16 protein-coding genes are annotated in these 18,021 nt (G+C 69.8%); 8 read left to right on the top strand and 8 right to left on the bottom strand.

The annotated features are described in order from the left end of the window. Positions 1-13 precede the first annotated feature (13 nt). The 7 genes from HNR16_RS12365 to HNR16_RS12395 all read right to left on the bottom strand — a co-directional run bounded on the left by HNR16_RS12365 (position 14) and on the right by HNR16_RS12395 (position 8,476). Positions 14-472: a cytidine deaminase gene (locus tag HNR16_RS12365; RefSeq protein ID WP_158039941.1), complete on the bottom strand. Its 459-nt coding sequence runs from the start codon at positions 470-472 to the stop codon at positions 14-16. Next, a complete protein-coding gene (locus HNR16_RS12370) occupies positions 469-1,770 on the bottom strand; it encodes an ABC transporter permease (protein WP_158039940.1) in 1,302 nt (433 codons plus the stop codon). The genes HNR16_RS12365 and HNR16_RS12370 overlap by 4 nt, the downstream gene beginning before the upstream one ends. Beyond that, positions 1,767-3,104 carry an ABC transporter permease gene (locus HNR16_RS12375; RefSeq protein WP_158039939.1) on the bottom strand — a complete coding sequence of 446 codons (1,338 nt, stop codon included), beginning with the start codon at positions 3,102-3,104 and terminating at the stop codon, positions 1,767-1,769. Before HNR16_RS12375 ends, HNR16_RS12370 begins: the two co-directional genes overlap by 4 nt. Beyond that, complete coding sequence (locus HNR16_RS12380) at positions 3,101-4,600, bottom strand: ABC transporter ATP-binding protein (protein WP_158039938.1); 1,500 nt, start codon at positions 4,598-4,600, stop codon at positions 3,101-3,103. Before HNR16_RS12380 ends, HNR16_RS12375 begins: the two co-directional genes overlap by 4 nt. A gap of 111 nt (positions 4,601-4,711) precedes the next feature. Then, positions 4,712-5,803, bottom strand: a complete 1,092-nt coding sequence (locus HNR16_RS12385) for a BMP family lipoprotein (RefSeq protein ID WP_225737803.1) — start codon at positions 5,801-5,803, stop codon at positions 4,712-4,714. 346 nt (positions 5,804-6,149) lie between these two features. Beyond that, positions 6,150-7,220, bottom strand: a complete 1,071-nt coding sequence (locus HNR16_RS12390; protein ID WP_158039937.1) for a BMP family lipoprotein — start codon at positions 7,218-7,220, stop codon at positions 6,150-6,152. Positions 7,221-7,357: 137 nt separating this feature from the next. Next, positions 7,358-8,476, bottom strand: a complete 1,119-nt coding sequence (locus HNR16_RS12395; RefSeq protein WP_158039936.1) for a mannose-1-phosphate guanylyltransferase — start codon at positions 8,474-8,476, stop codon at positions 7,358-7,360. A 185-nt stretch (positions 8,477-8,661) separates the two neighbouring features. Here HNR16_RS12395 and HNR16_RS12400 point away from each other — a divergent pair, with 185 nt between their 5' ends. From HNR16_RS12400 to HNR16_RS12425, 6 genes are all read left to right on the top strand, one after another. Continuing rightward, positions 8,662-9,804 carry a glycosyltransferase family 4 protein gene (locus HNR16_RS12400; protein WP_158039935.1) on the top strand — a complete coding sequence of 381 codons (1,143 nt, stop codon included), beginning with the start codon at positions 8,662-8,664 and terminating at the stop codon, positions 9,802-9,804. A 250-nt stretch (positions 9,805-10,054) separates the two neighbouring features. Further along, positions 10,055-10,486, top strand: a complete 432-nt coding sequence (sdhC, locus tag HNR16_RS12405) for a succinate dehydrogenase, cytochrome b556 subunit (RefSeq protein ID WP_225737802.1) — start codon at positions 10,055-10,057, stop codon at positions 10,484-10,486. Between the two features lie 15 nt (positions 10,487-10,501). Continuing rightward, entirely contained in the window at positions 10,502-10,948 is a 447-nt protein-coding gene (sdhD, locus tag HNR16_RS12410; RefSeq protein WP_179558240.1) for a succinate dehydrogenase, hydrophobic membrane anchor protein, read from the top strand. Between the two features lie 40 nt (positions 10,949-10,988). Beyond that, on the top strand, positions 10,989-12,791 hold the full coding sequence (sdhA, locus tag HNR16_RS12415; RefSeq protein WP_158039934.1) for a succinate dehydrogenase flavoprotein subunit: 1,803 nt from the start codon (positions 10,989-10,991) through the stop codon (positions 12,789-12,791). A gap of 5 nt (positions 12,792-12,796) precedes the next feature. Beyond that, entirely contained in the window at positions 12,797-13,546 is a 750-nt protein-coding gene (locus tag HNR16_RS12420; protein WP_158040043.1) for a succinate dehydrogenase iron-sulfur subunit, read from the top strand. Positions 13,547-13,671: 125 nt separating this feature from the next. Beyond that, on the top strand, positions 13,672-14,325 hold the full coding sequence (locus tag HNR16_RS12425; protein WP_158039933.1) for an alpha/beta fold hydrolase: 654 nt from the start codon (positions 13,672-13,674) through the stop codon (positions 14,323-14,325). Between the two features lie 137 nt (positions 14,326-14,462). On the opposite strand, the gene HNR16_RS12430 is transcribed toward HNR16_RS12425, so the two are convergent. After that, on the bottom strand, positions 14,463-15,875 hold the full coding sequence (locus HNR16_RS12430; protein ID WP_158039932.1) for a sugar porter family MFS transporter: 1,413 nt from the start codon (positions 15,873-15,875) through the stop codon (positions 14,463-14,465). A 299-nt stretch (positions 15,876-16,174) separates the two neighbouring features. Here HNR16_RS12430 and HNR16_RS12435 point away from each other — a divergent pair, with 299 nt between their 5' ends. Both HNR16_RS12435 and HNR16_RS12440 read left to right on the top strand, forming a co-directional pair. Next, positions 16,175-16,786, top strand: coding sequence for a TetR/AcrR family transcriptional regulator (locus HNR16_RS12435; RefSeq protein WP_179558241.1), 612 nt, complete (start codon positions 16,175-16,177; stop codon positions 16,784-16,786). After that, positions 16,783-17,979, top strand: a complete 1,197-nt coding sequence (locus HNR16_RS12440; protein WP_158039930.1) for an acyltransferase family protein — start codon at positions 16,783-16,785, stop codon at positions 17,977-17,979. The genes HNR16_RS12435 and HNR16_RS12440 overlap by 4 nt, the downstream gene beginning before the upstream one ends. The last annotated feature ends 42 nt before the right edge of the window (positions 17,980-18,021 follow it).

An 18,021-nucleotide genomic window follows, 5' to 3' on the forward strand; every position in this document is an offset into this window, starting at 1 on the left:
GCGCGACCACGATTCAGGATCCCGCGGCGGCGACGTGGTCGAGGTCGCGCGGCCCGAACGCGTCGGGCAGGACCTCGTCGATCGTGCGGATGCCGGAGACGGTCTCGAGGAGCATGCCGGGTGCCGACTGTTCGTAGAGCAATTGGCGACACCGCCCGCACGGCATGATCGTCTCGCCGAGCCCGTTGACGCACGTGAATGCGACGAGGCGTCCACCGCCCGACGCGTGGAGCGCCGACACGAGCCCGCACTCGGCGCACAGGCCGACCCCGTAGCTCGCGTTCTCGACGTTGCAGCCGACGACCGTGCGGCCGTCGTCGACGAGGGCCGCGGCGCCGACGCGGTAGCCCGAGTACGGCGCGTACGCCCGAGTGGCGACCTCGTCGGCGGCCGCGCGCAGCGCCGCCCAGTCCACGTCCTGCGCGAGCGAACGGCCCTGCACGGCGCCGTCGCCCGCTTCCTCGACCGTCACGACTTGAAGTACGGCTTGCCGCTCGCGGCGGGCGCGCGGGACTGCCCGACGAAGCCAGCGACCGCGAGGATCGTGACGACGTACGGGATCATGGCGAGCAGCTCCGGCGGGATCTGTGCCCCGACCTGCGACGCGAGCGTCTTGAGGTTCGAGGCGAATCCGAACAGGAGCGCCGCGAGCGCCGCGTAGAGCGGGTGCCAGCGTCCGAAGATGAGCGCCGCGAGGGCGATGTAGCCCTGTCCGGAGGTCATCTCGCGGCCGAACGCGCCGACCGCGCCGAGCGTGAAGAACGATCCGCCCGCGCCGGCGATCGCACCGGAGAGCAGCACGTTCCAGAAGCGCGTGGGATTGACCTTGATGCCGACCGTGTCGGCGGCCTTCGGGTGCTCACCCACGGCGCGCAGCCTCAGGCCCCACTTCGTGTGGAACAGCGCGATGTAGAGCGCCGGCACGAGCAGGAACATGAGGTAGATGATGAGCGTGTTCTGGAACAGCAGCGGCCCGATGATCGGGATGTCGTTCAGCAGCGGGATCGACCACACGGCGTACTTCGGCGGCGAGTTGAACGTCGCCGCATCGGGCACCATGACGGCCGAGTAGAGGAAGTTCGTGAGGCCGATGACGAGCATGTTGATGACGACACCGACGACGACCTGCTCGACCCAGTAGACGATCGAGAACACCGCGAGGATCACCGACACGAGCACGCCCGCGACGATCGCCCCGAGGAGCCCGACGAACGGGCTGCCGGTCGCGCTCGCGATGAGTGCCGACGCGAACGCACCCGCGAGCAACTGCCCCTCGATCGCGATGTTGACGACGCCGACGCGCTCGGAGACGAGGCCCGCCATGGAACCGAAGATGAGCGGTGTCGACAGTGCGAGCGTCCCCGTGAGGAGCCACGTGAGCGGCACGTTCGCGCCCGCGCCGACGAACACGATGAGCGCGAACACCCACAGTGCGCCGAACACGACGACGAGCCAGATCGGCGTCGTGGCGCCGCGGGCGGCGAGCCGGAACGACCAGCCCGCGATCGCGAGCAGGAGCACGCCGATCACGATGTTCGTGAGCATCGCGGGCAGCTCGAGCGGCGGGATGCTGAACGGTACCGTCGGATCGTTCAGGTCGATCCGGCTCGTCTTGTCGGGCGCCGCGAGGAAGCCGAACACGACGAGGACGACGAGCGCGAAGAACGTGAACGCGATCGGCGACTTCCAACTGCGCGTCGTCCGCACCTCGGCCTTCGTCGAGGCCTCCGGCAGCTCGACCGGATCGCTCGATGGGATGGTCGTGGTCATGCCTTCACCTCCGGCGTCGACTCGCCGCGTTTCCCGTCGAGCGCGCGCTGTGCGCGGACGCGGTCGAGCAGCGAGATGCCGGACGGCTTCGGGAGGAAGAAGATCCGGCGGATGAGCGGCGGCGCCGCGATGAACAGCACGATGAGGCCCTGGATGACGCTCACGATGTCGATCGGGATGCCCTCGACGATCTGCATGGGGAACGACCCGGCCTTGAGTGCGCCGAACAGGAGCCCGGCGAGCACGATGCCGACGGGATGGTTCGCACCGAGGAGCGCGACCGTGATCGCGTCGAAGCCGATGCCGGCGTCGACGCCCGGGTCGTAGCCGCTCGTCGCCCGACCGAGCACCTGGGTCGCGCCAGCGAGCCCCATGAACGCGCCCGAGAGGGCCATCGTGAGGAACGTGATGCCCTCGACGTTGATGCCCGCCGTCCGTGCGGCGTGCGGGTTCTGACCGACGGCGCGGATCTTGAAGCCGATCGTCGAGCGGTCCATGATCCACCAGTAGACGACGGCGGCGAGGATGGCGAGCACGAACCCGAGATCCATGCTGCCGACGAGGTCGGGGAGCTGCGCGGATTCGAGGATCGGCTTCGCCTTCGGGTTGCCGCTCGCCCCGTCCGCCTGGAAGGGCTGGATCTTCAGGAGGTAGGTGACGAGATTGAGCGCCACGTAGTTGAGCATGATCGTGACGATCACCTCGTGCGCGCCCGTGCGCGCCTTGAGGAACCCGGCGATGCCGGCCCAGATGGAGCCGCCGACGAGGCCCGCGAAGACGGCGACGAGGAGGTGCACGACGACCGGCATCGGCGTCGACGCGCCGATGAACCCGACGAACAGGGCGGCGATGAGGATCTGCCCGCGGCCACCGATGTTGAACAGGCCGGCGCGGAAGCCGATCGCGACGCCGAGACCGGCCGAGATGAGGGGGGTGGCCCACATGAGCGTCGAGGTGAGCGGCGCGAAGCCCGTGCGCGGGCTGTAGACCGCGCCCTCCCACACGGCGCGGAACGCACCGCCGACGACCGCGCCGATCGCGGCGAACGTGTCGCCGGGCCGCGCGAAGAAGTAGCCGGAGGCCTCGCGCACGTCCTCGCTCGTGAGGACGACGAGGAGCGAGCCGATGAACAGGGCGAGCACGATCGCGACGAACGAGCGAAGCGGGCCGCCGCCGAGGATGTCGCGCCACACGCCCGACCACGGGTGGTCGGCGGGGGCGCGGCCGAGGAGGCTGGGATTCGGTGGCGGCGGCGGGGTGCCGCCACCCGTCTTCGCGGGCGAGGCGGCGTTCGTGGGTGCCGCGTCGCCGGAGGTGCCGTTCGTGTCGGTCATGCCGGGATCCCCGCCATCATCTGTCCAAGTGCCTCTCGTGACGTGGTCGGATCGACGATGCCGACGCTGCGGCCCTGGTACATCACCATGATGCGGTCGGCGAGCTCGACGACCTCGTCGAGCTCGGTCGACACGATGATGACCGGGATGCCCGTGTCGCGGACGCGCACGATCTGCTCGTGCACGAACTCGATCGAGCCGACGTCGAGCCCTCGGGTCGGTTGCGACGCGATGAACATGCGCAGCTCGCGGCCGAGCTCGCGCGCGAGCACGACCTTCTGCTGGTTACCGCCCGAAAGACGCCCGGCGGGCGTGTCGATCGAGGGCGTGCGCACGTCGTAGTCCTCGATGCCCTTCAGCGCGAAGTCGCGCATCGCCCCGAGGTCGAGGGCGATGCCCTTCGCGAACGGCGGCCGGTCGGCACGGTCGAGCACCATGTTCTCGGTGATCGTGAACTCCGCGACGATGCCGTCGACCGTGCGGTCCTCGGGCACGAAGCCGAGGCCCGCGTCGAGGGTCTTCTTGACGGAGCGGCCGAGGAGTTCCTCGCCGTCGAGCGTGATCGAGCCGAGCGCCTTCTTCTGCAGGCCGAGGATCGCCTCCGTGAGCTCGGTCTGCCCGTTGCCCTGCACGCCCGCGATGACGAGGATCTCGCCCTCGGCGACCTCGAAGCTCAGGTCGTCGACCTGCTTGTGCCCCGTCTCGTCGAACACGGTGAGGTTCGCGACGCGGAACGTCGTCTCGCCGAGCGTCGGCGGGTCCTTCTCGACCGAGAGGTCGACCGCGCGGCCGACCATCTTCGCCGCGAGTTCCTCGTTCGACTCGCTCGGGAGCGCCGTGCCGACGACCTTCCCACGGCGGATGACGGTGATGCGGTCGGCGACCTTGCGCACCTCGCGGAGCTTGTGGCTGATGAAGACGATGGACTTCCCGCTGGCGCGGAGCTGGTCCATGATCTCCATGAGCTCGTCCGTCTCCTGCGGCGTGAGCACGGCCGTGGGTTCGTCGAGGACGAGCACCTCGGCGTTGAGCGCGAGGGCCTTGATGATCTCGACCCGCTGCTGCGCGCCCACGGGGAGGTGCTCGACGAGTGCATCGGGATCGACGTTGAAGCCGAAGCGCTCGGAGATCTCGCGCACGCGCGAGCGGGCCGTGTCGAGGTCGAGGAGGACGCCGCCGCGCGTGGGTTCGTGCCCGAGCATGACGTTCTCGGCGACCGTGAAGACGGGGATGAGCATGAAGTGCTGGTGGACCATGCCGATACCGGCGGCCATGGCGTCGCCGGGGCCGGCGAAGTGCTGTTCGACGTCGTCGAGGAGGATCGTGCCCTCGTCGGCCTGATAGAGGCCGTAGAGCACGTTCATGAGGGTCGACTTGCCGGCGCCGTTCTCGCCGAGGAGCGCATGGATCTCGCCCGGTTCGACGACGAGGTCGATGTGATCGTTGGCCGTGAACGATCCGAATCGCTTGGTGATGCCCCTGAGTTCGAGTTTCACTGCGTCCTTGCCTGTCCGTCGGCGGCCGTGCGGACGCGCGGCCGGGAGTCGGGGTGACGACACGGGGCGGGGGTGGTGCGAACCGCCCCCGCCCGTGTCACCGGTGCCGGGTCAGTCCTGCTGGACCTTGGGCGAGAACTGCGAGATGTCGGGGTACGTGCCCGCGATGATGTCGGCCTTGAGCGTGTCGAGCTCGCCGGTCATGCCCTCGGGGAGCTTGTCCTCGAACGCGCCGAAGCCCGACAGGCCGACGCCCTCGTTCTCGAGCGTGCCCGTGTAGGTACCCGCCGTGAACGTGCCGTCGACGCCCTGCTTGATCGCGTCGAACACGGTCGTGTCGAGGCCCTTCATGATCGACACGAGGATGATGTCGGCGTACTGCTCGTCGGCCTTGGCGAGGTCGGAGTCGACACCGAGGATGACGGCGTCCGAGCCACCGGCCTTGATGGCCTCGGCGGCGCCCTGGTAGAGCGGGCCGCCGACGGGGAGGATCACGTCGGCGCCCTGGCTCAGGAAGCCCTGCGTGATCTGGTTCGCGCGGACGTTGTCGGTGAAGTTCCCGACGAACTCACCCGTCGCCGACGCGGGGTCCCAGCCGAGCACCTTGACCTGCGTGCCCTTGGCCTCGTTGTAGTGCTCGACACCCTTCGCGAAGCCGTCCATGAAGATCTGGACGGACGGGATCGCGCTGCCGCCGTAGGTCGCGACGGTGCCCGACTTCGAGTAGCCCGCGGCGGCGTAGCCCGCGAGGAACGCGGCCTGCGCCGTGTCGTAGTTGAGGCCGAGGATGTTGTCGCCCTGGAGGTAGTCGACGTCGACTATCGCGAAGTCCACGTTCGCGTTCGCGTCGGCGGCGGCCTGCGTCGCGTCGGCGAGCTTGAAGCCGACGGGGATGATGAGGTTGCAGCCCTGGTTGATCATCTCGGTGAGGGCCGGCTCGTAGTCGTCGGCGCTCTGCGACTCGGACTCGAGCGTCTTCACGCCGAGCTCCTCGGCGGCCTTCGTGAGGCCGTTGTGGGCGAGTTCGTTGAACGACTTGTCGTCGAAGCCGCCCTCGTCCGACACCATGCAGGCCGTGTAATCGGTGGCGCCGTTGCCACCGTTCGCGGGCTCTTCGGGTGCCTGGCCGCAGGCCGTGAGTGCGAGGGAAGCGACGCCGAGGGCGGCGATCGCTGCCGTGCGGGTTCTGTTGGAGAGTGCCACGGAAATTCCTTCGATCAGGTGTTGACCGTCACGCGTCACGCGCGACGGTGGCTATAGACCCTAGCCACGAGTGGGCCCGGTGCCCGGTCGCGCCTCGCAATCGAAACGCGACCGTTGCATTGCCGCTTCGGCGCGACGGGCGGGTCGACGGCGTCGGGGGTCACCGCTGCACACAAGCCTGCCATGCCCGTCGGACGTCCGCGCGTCGTTTGTCGCTCTCCGCCAGCGCACCCGCGGCGGTGCGGTGCGCCCGCTGGTGTGCGCGCACAGCACCGCCGCGTGTCGCCGCCCCGTCGTGCGATGCCGGGGAACCCGTCGCCCACCGCGGCTCGGAGCGGCGGCGGGCTCACTCGGTCGGCGAGGAGGGCGACTCGACGACGAGTTCGCCGGACTCGATCCGCTGCGTGATCGCGTCGAGTTCGGCCTGCATCTCGGGCGTCACGCGATCTGCCCAGTCGTGGTAGTCGGCGAGTCCGACGCCGTCGTTCGCGAGCGTCCCGACGTAGTTGCCCGCCTGGAACGTGCCGTCGAGGTCGGAGCCGATGACCTCGAGGATCGCACCCTGCATGTGCTTCTCGACGGTCGTGACGAGCAGCGGCTTGTAGGCGTCGCCGAGCACCTCGTAGCCGTCGGAGTCGACCCACACGATGCCGACACCGCCGCCCGCCTCGAGCGAGGCCGCCGCAGCGCCCTCCCCGGCCTGCGCGGCAACCGGCATGATGATGTCGGCCCCCTGCGCGATGAGGCCCGCCGCGACGGTCTTGGCCGTGTTCGAGTTCGTGAAGTCGTCGGTGAACGAGCCCTGTTGCGCCTGTCGGTCCCAGCCGACGACGCGCACCTCGGCGCTCTTCTGTTCATTGAAGTACGCGACCCCGTCGGCGAACCCGTCCATGAACACGGTGACGGGCGGCTGGTTGCCACCACCGAAGGTGCCGACGACGCCCGTCTTCGACAGCCCGGCGGAGAGGTAGCCGGCGAGGAACGACGCCTGCGCCGTGTCGTGCACGATCGAGCGCACGTTGTCGCCCTCGACCTGCTCGTCGACGATGGAGTAGGTGATGTCGGTGTTCGCCGCGGCGGACGCGGCCGTCGCCTCCGCGAGCTCCCATCCGACGGTCACGATGTAGTCGCATCCCTCGGTGACCATCGCCGCGAGATTCGTCTCGTAGTCGGCGCTCGACTGCGAGACCGTCTCGCGCGTGTCGATGCCGTACTCGGCCTTCGCGGCCTGGAGCGACTCGTAGACCGCCTGGTTGAAGGAGCGGTCCTGGATGTTGCCGCTGTTCGCGACCATGCACGCGAGGTAGTCGCTCGCCGCCGCGTCGGTCGGGGCCGGGTCGGGCGCGGACTGGCAGCCGGCGAGCAGGAGGACGGTGGTGGACACGGCGGCCACCGCGGCGGTGCGGGTACGGATCATTCGCTCAGCGTAGGGTCGCGCCTCACGCCCGATCCATACTCGTCAATGTGACGATATGAGATCGTGATCCGCGGTGCCAGCCGACCCGACACCACGCGCTCGCGGCCGCGCGAGCGCCGCCGTGACGCGTCGCGGGGTCAGAGGACGTCGACGAGCCCCTGGGCGCGCAGTTCCTCCACGATCTGCTTGACCTCCTGCGCCTTCGCGCGCGTCGTCACGAGCAGCGCATCGGGCGTGTCGACCACGACGACGTCGTCGAGGCCGGCGACCGCCACGACGCGCCCCCCACCCGTGATGACGAGGCCCCGCGCGTCGACACTCACGACCCTGGACGCATCACCGGAGACGACGACGTCGGTCCCCGCCTCCGCCTCCGCCTGTCGCAGGCGCGAGACCGACGCGAAGTCACCCACGTCGTCCCACTGGAAGTAGCCGGGGATGACCGCGAGCACGCCGCGCTTCGCGGCCGGTTCGGCGACCGTGTAGTCGATCGCGATCTTCTCGAGGCCGGGCCACACCCGGGCGCACACCTCGTCGCGCGCATCCGTCGTCCACGCGTCGGCGATCTCGCCGAGGCCGCGAGCGAGCTCCGGTCGGTTCGCGGCGATCTCCTCGAGCAGACGATCGGCGCGGGCGATGAACATGCCCGCGTTCCAGAGGTACTCGCCCGAGGCGAGATACCGGCGCGCCCGCGCGAGGCTCGGCTTCTCGACGAACGCGTCGACGGCGCGCGCGCTCGGCGCACCGGCGATCACGAGCGGTGCCCCCGCGCGGATGTAGCCGAACCCCGTCGCGGGTTCGTAGGGCTGGATGCCGATCGTGACGATCTGCCCCGTGTCGGCGACCGCGACGGCCTCCCGCACCGCCGCGAGGAATCGCTCGTCGGAGCCGATGAGGTGATCCGCCGCGAACGATCCCACGATCGCATCGGGGTCCCGCCGCACGAGGATCGCGGCGGCCAGGCCGATCGCGGCCGTCGACTCACGCCCCTCCGACTCGAGGACGATGTTGTCGCAGCGCAGCTCCGGCAGCTGCTCCCGCACCTCGGCCTCGTGCGCGCGCCCCGTGACGACGAGCGTGCGCTCGACGCCCGAGAGCGGCACGAGCCGCTCCCACGTCCCCCGCAGGAGCGTCACCCCGGATCCCGTGACGTCGTGCAGGAACTTCGGGGCCGCCGCGCGCGAGAGCGGCCACAGCCTCGAGCCGACACCTCCGGCGGGGATCACACTGTGGAAGCGGTCGAGCGCGCTGAGCATGCGGGCCAGCCTACGTGCGATCGGCCGCTGCGGGATCGGCCACGCGACCGGTCCTCGCGGCCGGACACACCGCCCCGCTCCCCCGGGCGGCGACGAACGTCATCCCACCGAGGGACACCGCGGGACGGACGGCGCGTTCACCCGCACGCCACCGGCCGGTCGCACGCCCGGCCTACGCTGCCCGCATGCGCGTCGCCGTGGTCACCGAGAGTTTCCTTCCCACCACCAACGGGGTCACGAACAGCGTGTGCAAGGTGCTCGATCACCTCGCCGCGCAGGGCCACCACGCGATGGTGATCGCCCCGGACGCGGGGGCGCCGCCGTCCTACGCGGGCTTCCCCGTCAAGCGGGTTCCCGCCATCGCGTACCGGCAGTTCCCCGTCGGCCTCCCGAACCGCCAGGTGCAGCGGCTCCTCGACGACTTCGCACCCGACGTGGTCCACGCGGCGAGCCCGTTCCTGCTCGGCGCACAGGCACTGCAGGCCGCCAGACGCAGCGGCGTGCCGTCGGTCGCGGTGTTCCAGACCGACATCGCGGGCTACACGCGCCGCAACCACCTGTCCGCGATGGAGTCCTTCGCCTGGTGGGCGATCCGTCGCATCCACCTCGCCGCCGACCTCACGCTCGTCCCCTCGGACGCGTCCATGGCCGACCTCACGGCCGCACGCATCGGCCCGCTCGCGCGCTGGGGGCGCGGCGTCGACATCGAGACCTACCACCCGCGCAACCGGCAGGACCCCGTGACGGCGAAACTCGCCGAGCGGCTGCGCTCGGGCGGACGCGTCGTCGTCGGCTACGTGGGGCGTGTGGCACCGGAGAAGCAGGTCGAGCGACTCGCGGCGCTCCGCGGCCTCGACCGCATGCGCCTCGTCGTCGTCGGCGACGGCCCCTCGATGCCGAGCCTGCGACGTGCACTGCGCGGCATGCCCGTCGAGTACGCGGGACGCCTCTCCGGCACGGCGCTCGCGCGCGCCTACGCGAGCTTCGACGTCTTCGTGCACGCGGGCACCGAGGAGACGTTCGGGCAGACGGTGCAGGAGGCGCACGCGAGCGGACTCCCCGTCGTCGCCCCCCGCGCGGGCGGCCCCATCGACCTCATCGACGACGGCGTCGACGGCTTCCTCTTCGATCCCGACTCGCCCGGCGACGCGTCGATGCGGGGCGCCGTCGCGCGCCTCGTGGCCGATCCCGAACTCCGCTCGCGCTTCGGCGAGGCGGGCCGCCGACGCGTGCTCACGCGCACCTGGTCGTCGATCTGCGACGAACTCCTCGAGCACTACGAGGCCGCCGCAGAGCGCCGTGCCGCCCGAGCGGCCACCTCGCGCTGATCGAGTGCCGCACGACGCCCCGCCCGACGATGCCGGGCGGGCCACTCGCGTGCAGCCGCGCGCGGGCGACGCCAACATAGGTTAGGCACGCCTAACTACACCATCCGGGCCGAGTGGTCAAGCATCCTTCAAAAATGGGACTACCCTGGGAGCGTGCAGCCCTGCCCCTCCCTCGCACGAGGTGGGCAGCGTGAGGACCCGGCCGCCGACGCACGGGTCGAACTCCGACGAACCGACGTGAGGGGAAATCGTGTCAGCTGTTGAGGCCAGGCAAGGGGCTCCGGGCACTCCCGGCAACCCTGCGAAGAAGGACCGCTTCGGCGGCACCCTCTACCGCGGCACCGAAGGCATGTGGTCCTGGGTGCTGCACCGCATCACGGGCATCTCCATCTTCTTCTTCCTGCTCGTGCACGTGCTCGACACGGCCCTCGTCCGCGTCAGCCCCGAGGCCTACAACGCGGCCATGCACGCCTACAAGACGCCCATCATGGGCCTCGGCGAGGTCGTCCTCGTGGGCGCGATCGCGTACCACGCGTTCAACGGCCTGCGCATCATCCTCATCGACTTCCTGCCCGGTGGCGCGAAGCACCAGCGCCTCATGTTCTGGATCGTCATGGCGATCTGGTTCGTGACCATGGCCGGCTTCGCGCCCCGCCACCTCATGAACGTCTTCAGCCACTAGGAACGGGGAATCGACATGACCATCGAATCGATCGAATACCCCCGCACCCCGTTCGCGGAGCGACGCCGGGGCATCAACTGGGAACGCGCGGGCTGGGTCTACATGCGCGCGTCGGGCGTCGTCCTCGTCGTCCTCATCTTCGGCCACCTCTTCGCCAACCTCATGGTCGGCGACGGCATCAAGGCCATCGACTTCGCGTTCGTCGGCGGCAAGCTCTCGAACCCGTTCTGGCAGGTCTGGGACGGCCTCATGCTCGTGCTCGGCCTCGTGCACGGCGCGAACGGCATGCGCACCGTCATCAACGACTACGTCGCCCGCGAGACCACCCGCAAGGCACTCGTGTGGATCGTCGGCCTCGCGTCGTTCGCCCTCATCGTGCTCGGCCTGCTCGTCATCATCACGTTCGACCCGTGTCCCGCGGGCTCGCCGGCCGACCTCCTCCCGAGCTTCTGCGCCGCCTGAGTCGTCGCCACACGGAACGTTAGAGAGAACACCACCTCACATGGCAGAGAACCCCGCTCCCGTCCGCACCATCGACGGTGTCCACTACCACCAGCACGAGATCGTGATCATCGGTGCCGGTGGCGCCGGCATGCGCGCCGCGATCGAGGCCGCGCAGGGAGCCGACACGGCCGTCATCACGAAGCTCTACCCCACTCGCTCGCACACGGGCGCGGCGCAGGGCGGCATGGCCGCGGCGCTCGCGAACGTCGAGGAGGACAACTGGGAGTGGCACACGTACGACACCGTCAAGGGCGGTGACTACATCGTCGACCAGGACTCGGCCGAGATCCTCGCGAAGGAAGCCATCGACGCGGTCCTCGACCTCGAGAACATGGGCCTCCCCTTCAACCGCACGCCCGAGGGTCGCATCGACCAGCGCCGCTTCGGTGGGCACACGCGCGACCACGGCAAGAGCCCCGTGCGCCGCGCCTGCTACGCGGCCGACCGCACGGGCCACATGATCCTCCAGACGCTGTACCAGAACTGCGTCAAGCACGACGTGAAGTTCTTCAACGAGTTCTACGCGCTCGACATGGTCATGACCGAGGTCGACGGCGTCCGCCGTCCCTCCGCGATCGTCGCGCTCGAGCTCAAGACGGGCGAGCTGCACGTCTTCCAGGGCAAGGCGTTCATCTACGCGACGGGCGGCTTCGGCAAGGTCTTCAAGACCACCTCGAACGCCCACACGCTCACGGGCGACGGCATGGGCATCGTGTGGCGCCAGGGCCTGCCGCTCGAGGACATGGAGTTCTTCCAGTTCCACCCGACGGGCCTCGCGGGCCTCGGCATCCTCCTCACCGAGGGCGCGCGCGGTGAGGGCGCGATCCTCCGCAACGCATCCGGCGAGCGCTTCATGGAGCGCTACGCGCCGACGATCAAGGACCTCGCCCCCCGCGACATCGTCGCTCGCTCGATGGTGCAGGAGGTGCTCGACGGACGCGGTGCCGGTCCGCACAAGGACTACGTCTACCTCGACTGCACCCACCTCGGTGCCGAGGTGCTCGAGACGAAGCTCCCCGACATCACCGAGTTCGCGCGCACGTACCTCGGCGTCGACCCCGTCACCGAGCCCGTGCCCGTCTACCCCACCGCGCACTACGCGATGGGCGGCATCCCCACGAACAACGACGCCGAGGTCCTCTCCGACAACGACACCGTCGTCCCCGGCCTCTACGCCGCGGGCGAGTGCGCGTGCGTCTCCGTGCACGGCTCGAACCGCCTCGGCACGAACTCGCTGCTCGACATCAACGTGTTCGGCAAGCGCTCGGGCCGCAGGGCGGTCGAGTACGTGAAGACCGCCGACTACGTTCCCCTGCCCGACGACCCGGCCGCGGGCGTGCGCGGCATGGTCGACCTCCTGCAGCAGGCCACCGGCACCGAGTCGGTCGCCGGCATCCGCCGCGAGCTGCAGGAGACGATGGACGTCAACGCGCAGGTGTTCCGCACGGCGGACACACTCAACGAGGCCTCGCGCGTCATCCACTCGCTGCGCGAGCGCTACCGCAACATCTCGGTGCACGACAAGGGCAAGCGCTTCAACACCGAGCTGCTCGAGGGCATCGAGCTCGGATTCCTGCTCGACCTCGCCGAGGTGCTCGTGTACTGCGCGCTCACCCGCGAGGAATCGCGCGGCGGGCACATGCGCGACGACTTCCCCAAGCGCGACGACGTGAACTGGATGCACCACACCATGGCGTACCTGACGGGCGACCGGAAGTCGGCCGACCCGTCCGACCACATCCGCCTCGACAAGAAGCCCGTGCGCGTGACGCGCTACGAGCCGACCGAGCGCAAGTACTGAGGAGGATCGACGTGTCAGAGACCGCAGAGCAGCCCATTGAGGCCCCCAAGCCCTTCGTCGTCACGCTCAACATCCGTCGCTACGACCCCGAGCGCGACCAGGAGCCGTACTGGGAGGCGTTCGACGTCGAGATGTACTCGACCGACCGCATCCTCGACGCACTGCACCGCATCAAGTGGGACCAGGACGGCTCGCTGACGTTCCGCCGCTCGTGCGCGCACGGCGTCTGCGGATCCGACGCGATGCGCATCAACGGCCGCAACCGGCTCGCGTGCAAGACCCTCGTCAAGGACCTCGACATCTCGAAGCCCGTCTACGTGGAGGCCATCAAGGGCCTGCCGCTGGAGAAGGACCTCGTCGTCGACATGGAGCCCTTCTTCGAGGCGTACAAGGAGGTCAAGCCCTTCCTCGTCGCGACCGACAAGCCCGAGAAGGAGCGCATCCAGTCGATCGCGCAGCGCGAGCGCTTCGACGACACGACCAAGTGCATCCTGTGCGCGGCGTGCACGACCTCGTGCCCCGTGTTCTGGACCGACGGCCAGTACTTCGGCCCCGCCGCGATCGTGAACGCGCACCGCTTCATCTTCGACTCGCGCGACGAGGACGCGAAGGTCCGCCTCGACATCCTCAACGACAAGGAGGGCGTGTGGCGCTGCCGCACGACCTTCAACTGCACCGAGGCGTGCCCCCGCGGTATCCAGATCACGCAGGCGATCGCCGAGGTCAAGCAGGCCGCGCTCCGCGGCCGCCCCTGACGAGCACCGCCCAACGCCACACCGGTGAACCGGGTGGTTTTCGGGGTTCCGGGTCACCCCGAACCCCGAAAACCACCCGGTTTCCTGCATGGTCGTGCCGCCGTGACGATCGCTAGCATTCGGCCATGACGCCCCGACCCCAGACCGTCCTGTTCCTGCACGGCCTCGGTGCCAGGCCGTCGTCGTGGTCGCACCAGATCGCGAACCTGCTCGAGGGATTCACCGGCGTCGCGCCGACGATCGCCGGGCTCGCACCGGGCGGTGACGACACCCCGACGTTCACGCTCGAGGCGGCGAGCGACGCCGTCCGGGACGAACTCGATCGGCTCGGCGTCGAGCGGGCGCACGTGTGCGGGCTCTCGCTCGGCGCGATGGTCGCGACACGATTCGCGATCGACCACCCGGCACGCGTCGCCTCGCTCGTCCTCTCGGCGGGACAGGTCCACCCGAACCGGGCCCTCATGCGCGTCCAGCGCCTCGTCATGGGCGTCCTCCCCGAGCGGGTCGTCGCGCAGCCGGGCCTCGATCGAGCACGGGTCCTCGCCGTCGTGGATGCGGCCGCCGCCGCCGACTTCCGCACCGAACTCGGCGACATCACCGCGCGCACGCTCGTCGTGTGCGGCGAACGCGATCGACCCAACCTGCCCGCGGCGCGCGAACTCGCGGCGGGCATCGCGAACGCATCGCTCGAGATCCTGTCGGGCGGACGACACGAACTCAACACGGCGTCGCCGACCGAGTTCTCGAACCTTCTCAACCGGTTCCTCCTCGGCCACTGAGCTGCGTGCCGGACCACGGGCGCACCCAGGGCGCCCCCACGCCGTGTTCCGGGCGAAAACCGGGGTTCGGGGCCAGCCGGAAGCCCGGTTCTCGCCCGGAACACGCCGGAGCTACCCCGTCGCGGCCCGCGGACCCGTCAATCGTCCATGTCCTCCAGCGCCTTGCCCTTCGTCTCGGTGATGAACCGCCACACGAACAGCACCGCGACGAACGCGAAGAGCGTGTAGACGCCGTAGGCGACCCCGAGTCCGATCGACGAGAGCACGGGGAACGTCGTCGAGATGACGAAGTTCGCGATCCACTGCGCCGCCGCCGCGACGGAGAGCGCGATCGCTCGGATGCGGTTGCTGAACATCTCCCCCAGCAGCACCCACACGACGGGCCCCCACGAGCATCCGAAGAACACGACGAACAGATTCGCCGCGACGAGGGCGATCGGCCCCGCCGCCCCCTCGAGCATCGGCTGACCGCCGACGATCGGTGCCGTCGCGAACACGACCGCGAGCGTCCCGAGACTCACGAACTGCCCGATCGCCCCGACGAAAAGGAGCGGCTTGCGCCCGACCCGGTCGACGAGCATGATCGCGACGATCGTCGTCACGATGTTCGTGACCGACGTGATGACGGTGATGACGAGCGAGTCCTGCTCGCTGAAACCGACCGCCTGCCACAGCACCGACGAGTAGTAGAAGATCACGTTGATGCCCGTGAACTGCTGCAGGATCGACAGCGCGATCCCGATCCACACGATCGGCAGCAGCCCGCCCGACGGGGCACGCAGCACGTCGAGCTTCGGGCGCTCGAGCTGCCCACGGTAGGTGACCTGGATCGACGCGGTCGTGACCTCGATGTCACCACCGACGAATCGGCGCAGCACCTCCTTCGCCTCGTCGGTCCGTCCCTTCGACACGAGGAAGCGCGGGGATTCGGGGATCGTGAGCGCGAGCACGCCGTACAGCACGGCCGGCACGACCTCGGACACGAACATCCACCGCCAGGCCTCGAGGCCGAGGAGCCACGGCGCCGACGCGCTGCCCGCGAGCGCGACGATGCCGAAGTCGACGAGCAGCGCGACGAAGATGCCCGACACGATCGCGAGCTGCTGCAGCGACCCGAGGCGACCGCGCAGGTGCGGTGGCGACACCTCGGCGATGTAGGCCGGGGCGATGACGGATGCTGCGCCGACGCCGAGGCCCCCGACGATGCGCCAGACCGAGAGGTCCCAGACGGAGAACGCGAGCCCGCAGCCGATGGAGCTGACGACGAACAGGACGGCAGCGATGAGCATGACGCGGATGCGCCCGTACCGGTCGGCGACCCGCCCCGCGTACCAGGCGCCGACGGCGCAGCCGAGCAGGGCGGACGCCACCGTGAATCCGAGCACGACGCCATCGACGCCGAACCGGCTGCCGATGGCGCCCACGGCTCCGTTGATGACGGCCGTGTCGTAGCCGAACAGGAAGCCGCCGAGCGCGGCCGTCGCGGCGACGAGGACGATGCGGCCCGTCGGGACGTCCGAGGTCGGCGCGGGTGTTGCGTGCAAGTTCATGGGGTCTCCTTCGCCCTCATTCACCGGGCATCACGCGGTCCGACATTATGGGCCGCCCGCACACCGCGAAGCAACGGCGAGCGCGTCGACCCGACGACTTCTCAGGCACTCCCCCGCACGAATACCGGGTGCTTCTCGGGGTTCCGGGTGCCCCGGAACCCCGAGAACCACCCGGAACTCCGCCTGCGTCCGGGGCGACGGGTGGGGGTGGGTGCCGCGGGCGGCGGGGCTTGGGGGCTTGTGGGCGGCTCGACCGTCGCGGTTATAATGCAAGTGCATTATTAAGGACGGAGCGCATCGTGCCGAAGGTCATCGATCACGAACAACGCAAACGGGAGCTCGCCCACGCGGTCGTCGCCGTCGCGAGCGAGCACGGCCTCCATGCCGCGACGCTGCGGGCGGTGGCGGAGCGGAGCGGGCACTCGATGGGCAGCGTCCAGCACTCCTTCCCCACCCGTGACGACATGCTGCATTTCGTGCTGCGCTACGTGCAGGAGCGTCGCGGGGAGCGCATCCGCGACGCCGTCTCCGCCCTGCGGAACCCGACGCCGTTCCGGGTGATCGAGGAGATCGTCGACGCCGTCATGAGCGACGATGCCACCAACCTCAGGTTCGAACGCGTCCGCGGGATGTTTCTCGCCGCGGCCCTGCACGACCCGGCCACTGCCGAACTCCTCCGCGGCGGCCCGGGGCTCGTCGTCTCGATGCTGACCGGCCTCCTCGACGGGGCGCGCGCCCAGGGCGTCGTTCGGCCGGACGTTGACCCGCGGATCGCGGCCGAGACCCTGTGGACGCTGCTCGACGCCGTGCCGAGCACGGTGCTCCTGGGGCAGCGCACACACGCCGATGCCCGTCGCCTGCTGGCCGGGGCGCTCGATGCCCTTCGAGTGGACGGGACGACGCCCGCATGAGCGAACACCCGGTCCCTCCCGGGGCGACCGCGCCGAGCACGGTCCGAACGTCGCGGATCCACGGACTCGACGCCGTGCGCGCTGGAGCGCTGCTCCTCGGTATCCTGCTGCACGCCCTCATGCCGTTCACGATCGGCATGCCCTGGCTCGTCTCCGACACGACGCAGGCGACGTGGCCGCTCGCCGTGATCTCGATCATCCACCTGTTCCGCATGTCGCTGTTCCTCGTCATCGCGGGCTACTTCGCGAACCGCTCGCGTGCCAGGCACGGGACCCGTGCCTTCCTGCGCGATCGCGGGCTCCGTGTGACGCTGCCGCCGTTCGTGTTCTGGCCGGTCGCCGTGCTCCCGCTCGGGCTCATCGCACAGGCGCACGCGGATGCGACCGGGGCGTCACTCGTCCGGCCCGCGCACGACGGCGGGCTCCTCGCGGCCTTCGACCTCGGCCATCTCTGGTTCCTGTGGGTGTTGACGCAGTGCATCCTCGTCGCCGTCGTCGCGCGCGCGATCCTCGTGCGCGTCGCTCCGCGGTGGAGCGCACGCGCCGCGGCACGGTGTACTCGAGTGCTGACGTCACCCTGGGGTGTGCTCGTCGCCGCGCTCCCGTCCGTCGCGACGCTGCTCGTCCAGGGGGATCCCTCGGGCGTCGTCGCCCCGTCGACGCTCGTTCCCGATCCGGTGGCGCTGTGCAGCTACCTCGGCGCGTTCGTGGTCGGCTGGCTGCTCGCGAGTGACGGCCGTGCGCTGGAACGGCTCGCGACGTACACATGGCAGAACGTCGCCGTGGCCCTCGTCGCACTGCCCACGGCGCTCGTCGTGACGGGTGTCGTCGGTGACGTCGGAGTCCTGCCCGTGTACGTCTGGGCCCCGGTCTGCGCGATCGCGGCATGGGCGACGGTGTACGCGCTCATCGGTGGCGCCGTCCGGTTCCTGCGACGCGAGCGTCGGTGGATCCGTCTGCTCGCGGACGCGTCCTACTGGATGTACCTCATGCACCTCGTCGTGCTCGTCGGTCTCGAGGCGTTCGTCGCCGATCTGCCGCTCCCCCTCGGCGTGAAGCTGCTCGGCACGCTCACCGTCACGACGGTCGTGCTCCTCGCGACGTACCGGTGGCTCGTCCGCCCGACGTGGATCGGCCGATGGCTGAACGGAACGGGCGCCCGGTCACGACATCGCGACCGAGCGCACAGATGAATACCGGGTGGTTTTCGGGGTTCCGGGGCAACCGGAACCCCG

The sequence above is a fragment of the Pseudoclavibacter chungangensis genome (genome assembly GCF_013410545.1).
GTDB classification, from domain to species: Bacteria; Actinomycetota; Actinomycetes; order Actinomycetales; family Microbacteriaceae; genus Pseudoclavibacter; species Pseudoclavibacter chungangensis.

Coding starts and splice junctions, on each gene's coding strand:
- HNR16_RS12370 (WP_158039940.1), bottom strand. CDS start 1,770: ATGACCACGACCATCCCATCGAGCGATCCGGTCGAGCTGCCGGAGGCC.
- HNR16_RS12400 (WP_158039935.1), top strand. CDS start 8,662: ATGCGCGTCGCCGTGGTCACCGAGAGTTTCCTTCCCACCACCAACGGG.
- sdhD (WP_179558240.1), top strand. CDS start 10,502: ATGACCATCGAATCGATCGAATACCCCCGCACCCCGTTCGCGGAGCGA.
- HNR16_RS12390 (WP_158039937.1), bottom strand. CDS start 7,220: ATGATCCGTACCCGCACCGCCGCGGTGGCCGCCGTGTCCACCACCGTC.
- HNR16_RS12440 (WP_158039930.1), top strand. CDS start 16,783: ATGAGCGAACACCCGGTCCCTCCCGGGGCGACCGCGCCGAGCACGGTC.
- sdhA (WP_158039934.1), top strand. CDS start 10,989: ATGGCAGAGAACCCCGCTCCCGTCCGCACCATCGACGGTGTCCACTAC.
- HNR16_RS12425 (WP_158039933.1), top strand. CDS start 13,672: ATGACGCCCCGACCCCAGACCGTCCTGTTCCTGCACGGCCTCGGTGCC.
- HNR16_RS12430 (WP_158039932.1), bottom strand. CDS start 15,875: ATGAACTTGCACGCAACACCCGCGCCGACCTCGGACGTCCCGACGGGC.
- HNR16_RS12375 (WP_158039939.1), bottom strand. CDS start 3,104: ATGACCGACACGAACGGCACCTCCGGCGACGCGGCACCCACGAACGCC.
- HNR16_RS12395 (WP_158039936.1), bottom strand. CDS start 8,476: ATGCTCAGCGCGCTCGACCGCTTCCACAGTGTGATCCCCGCCGGAGGT.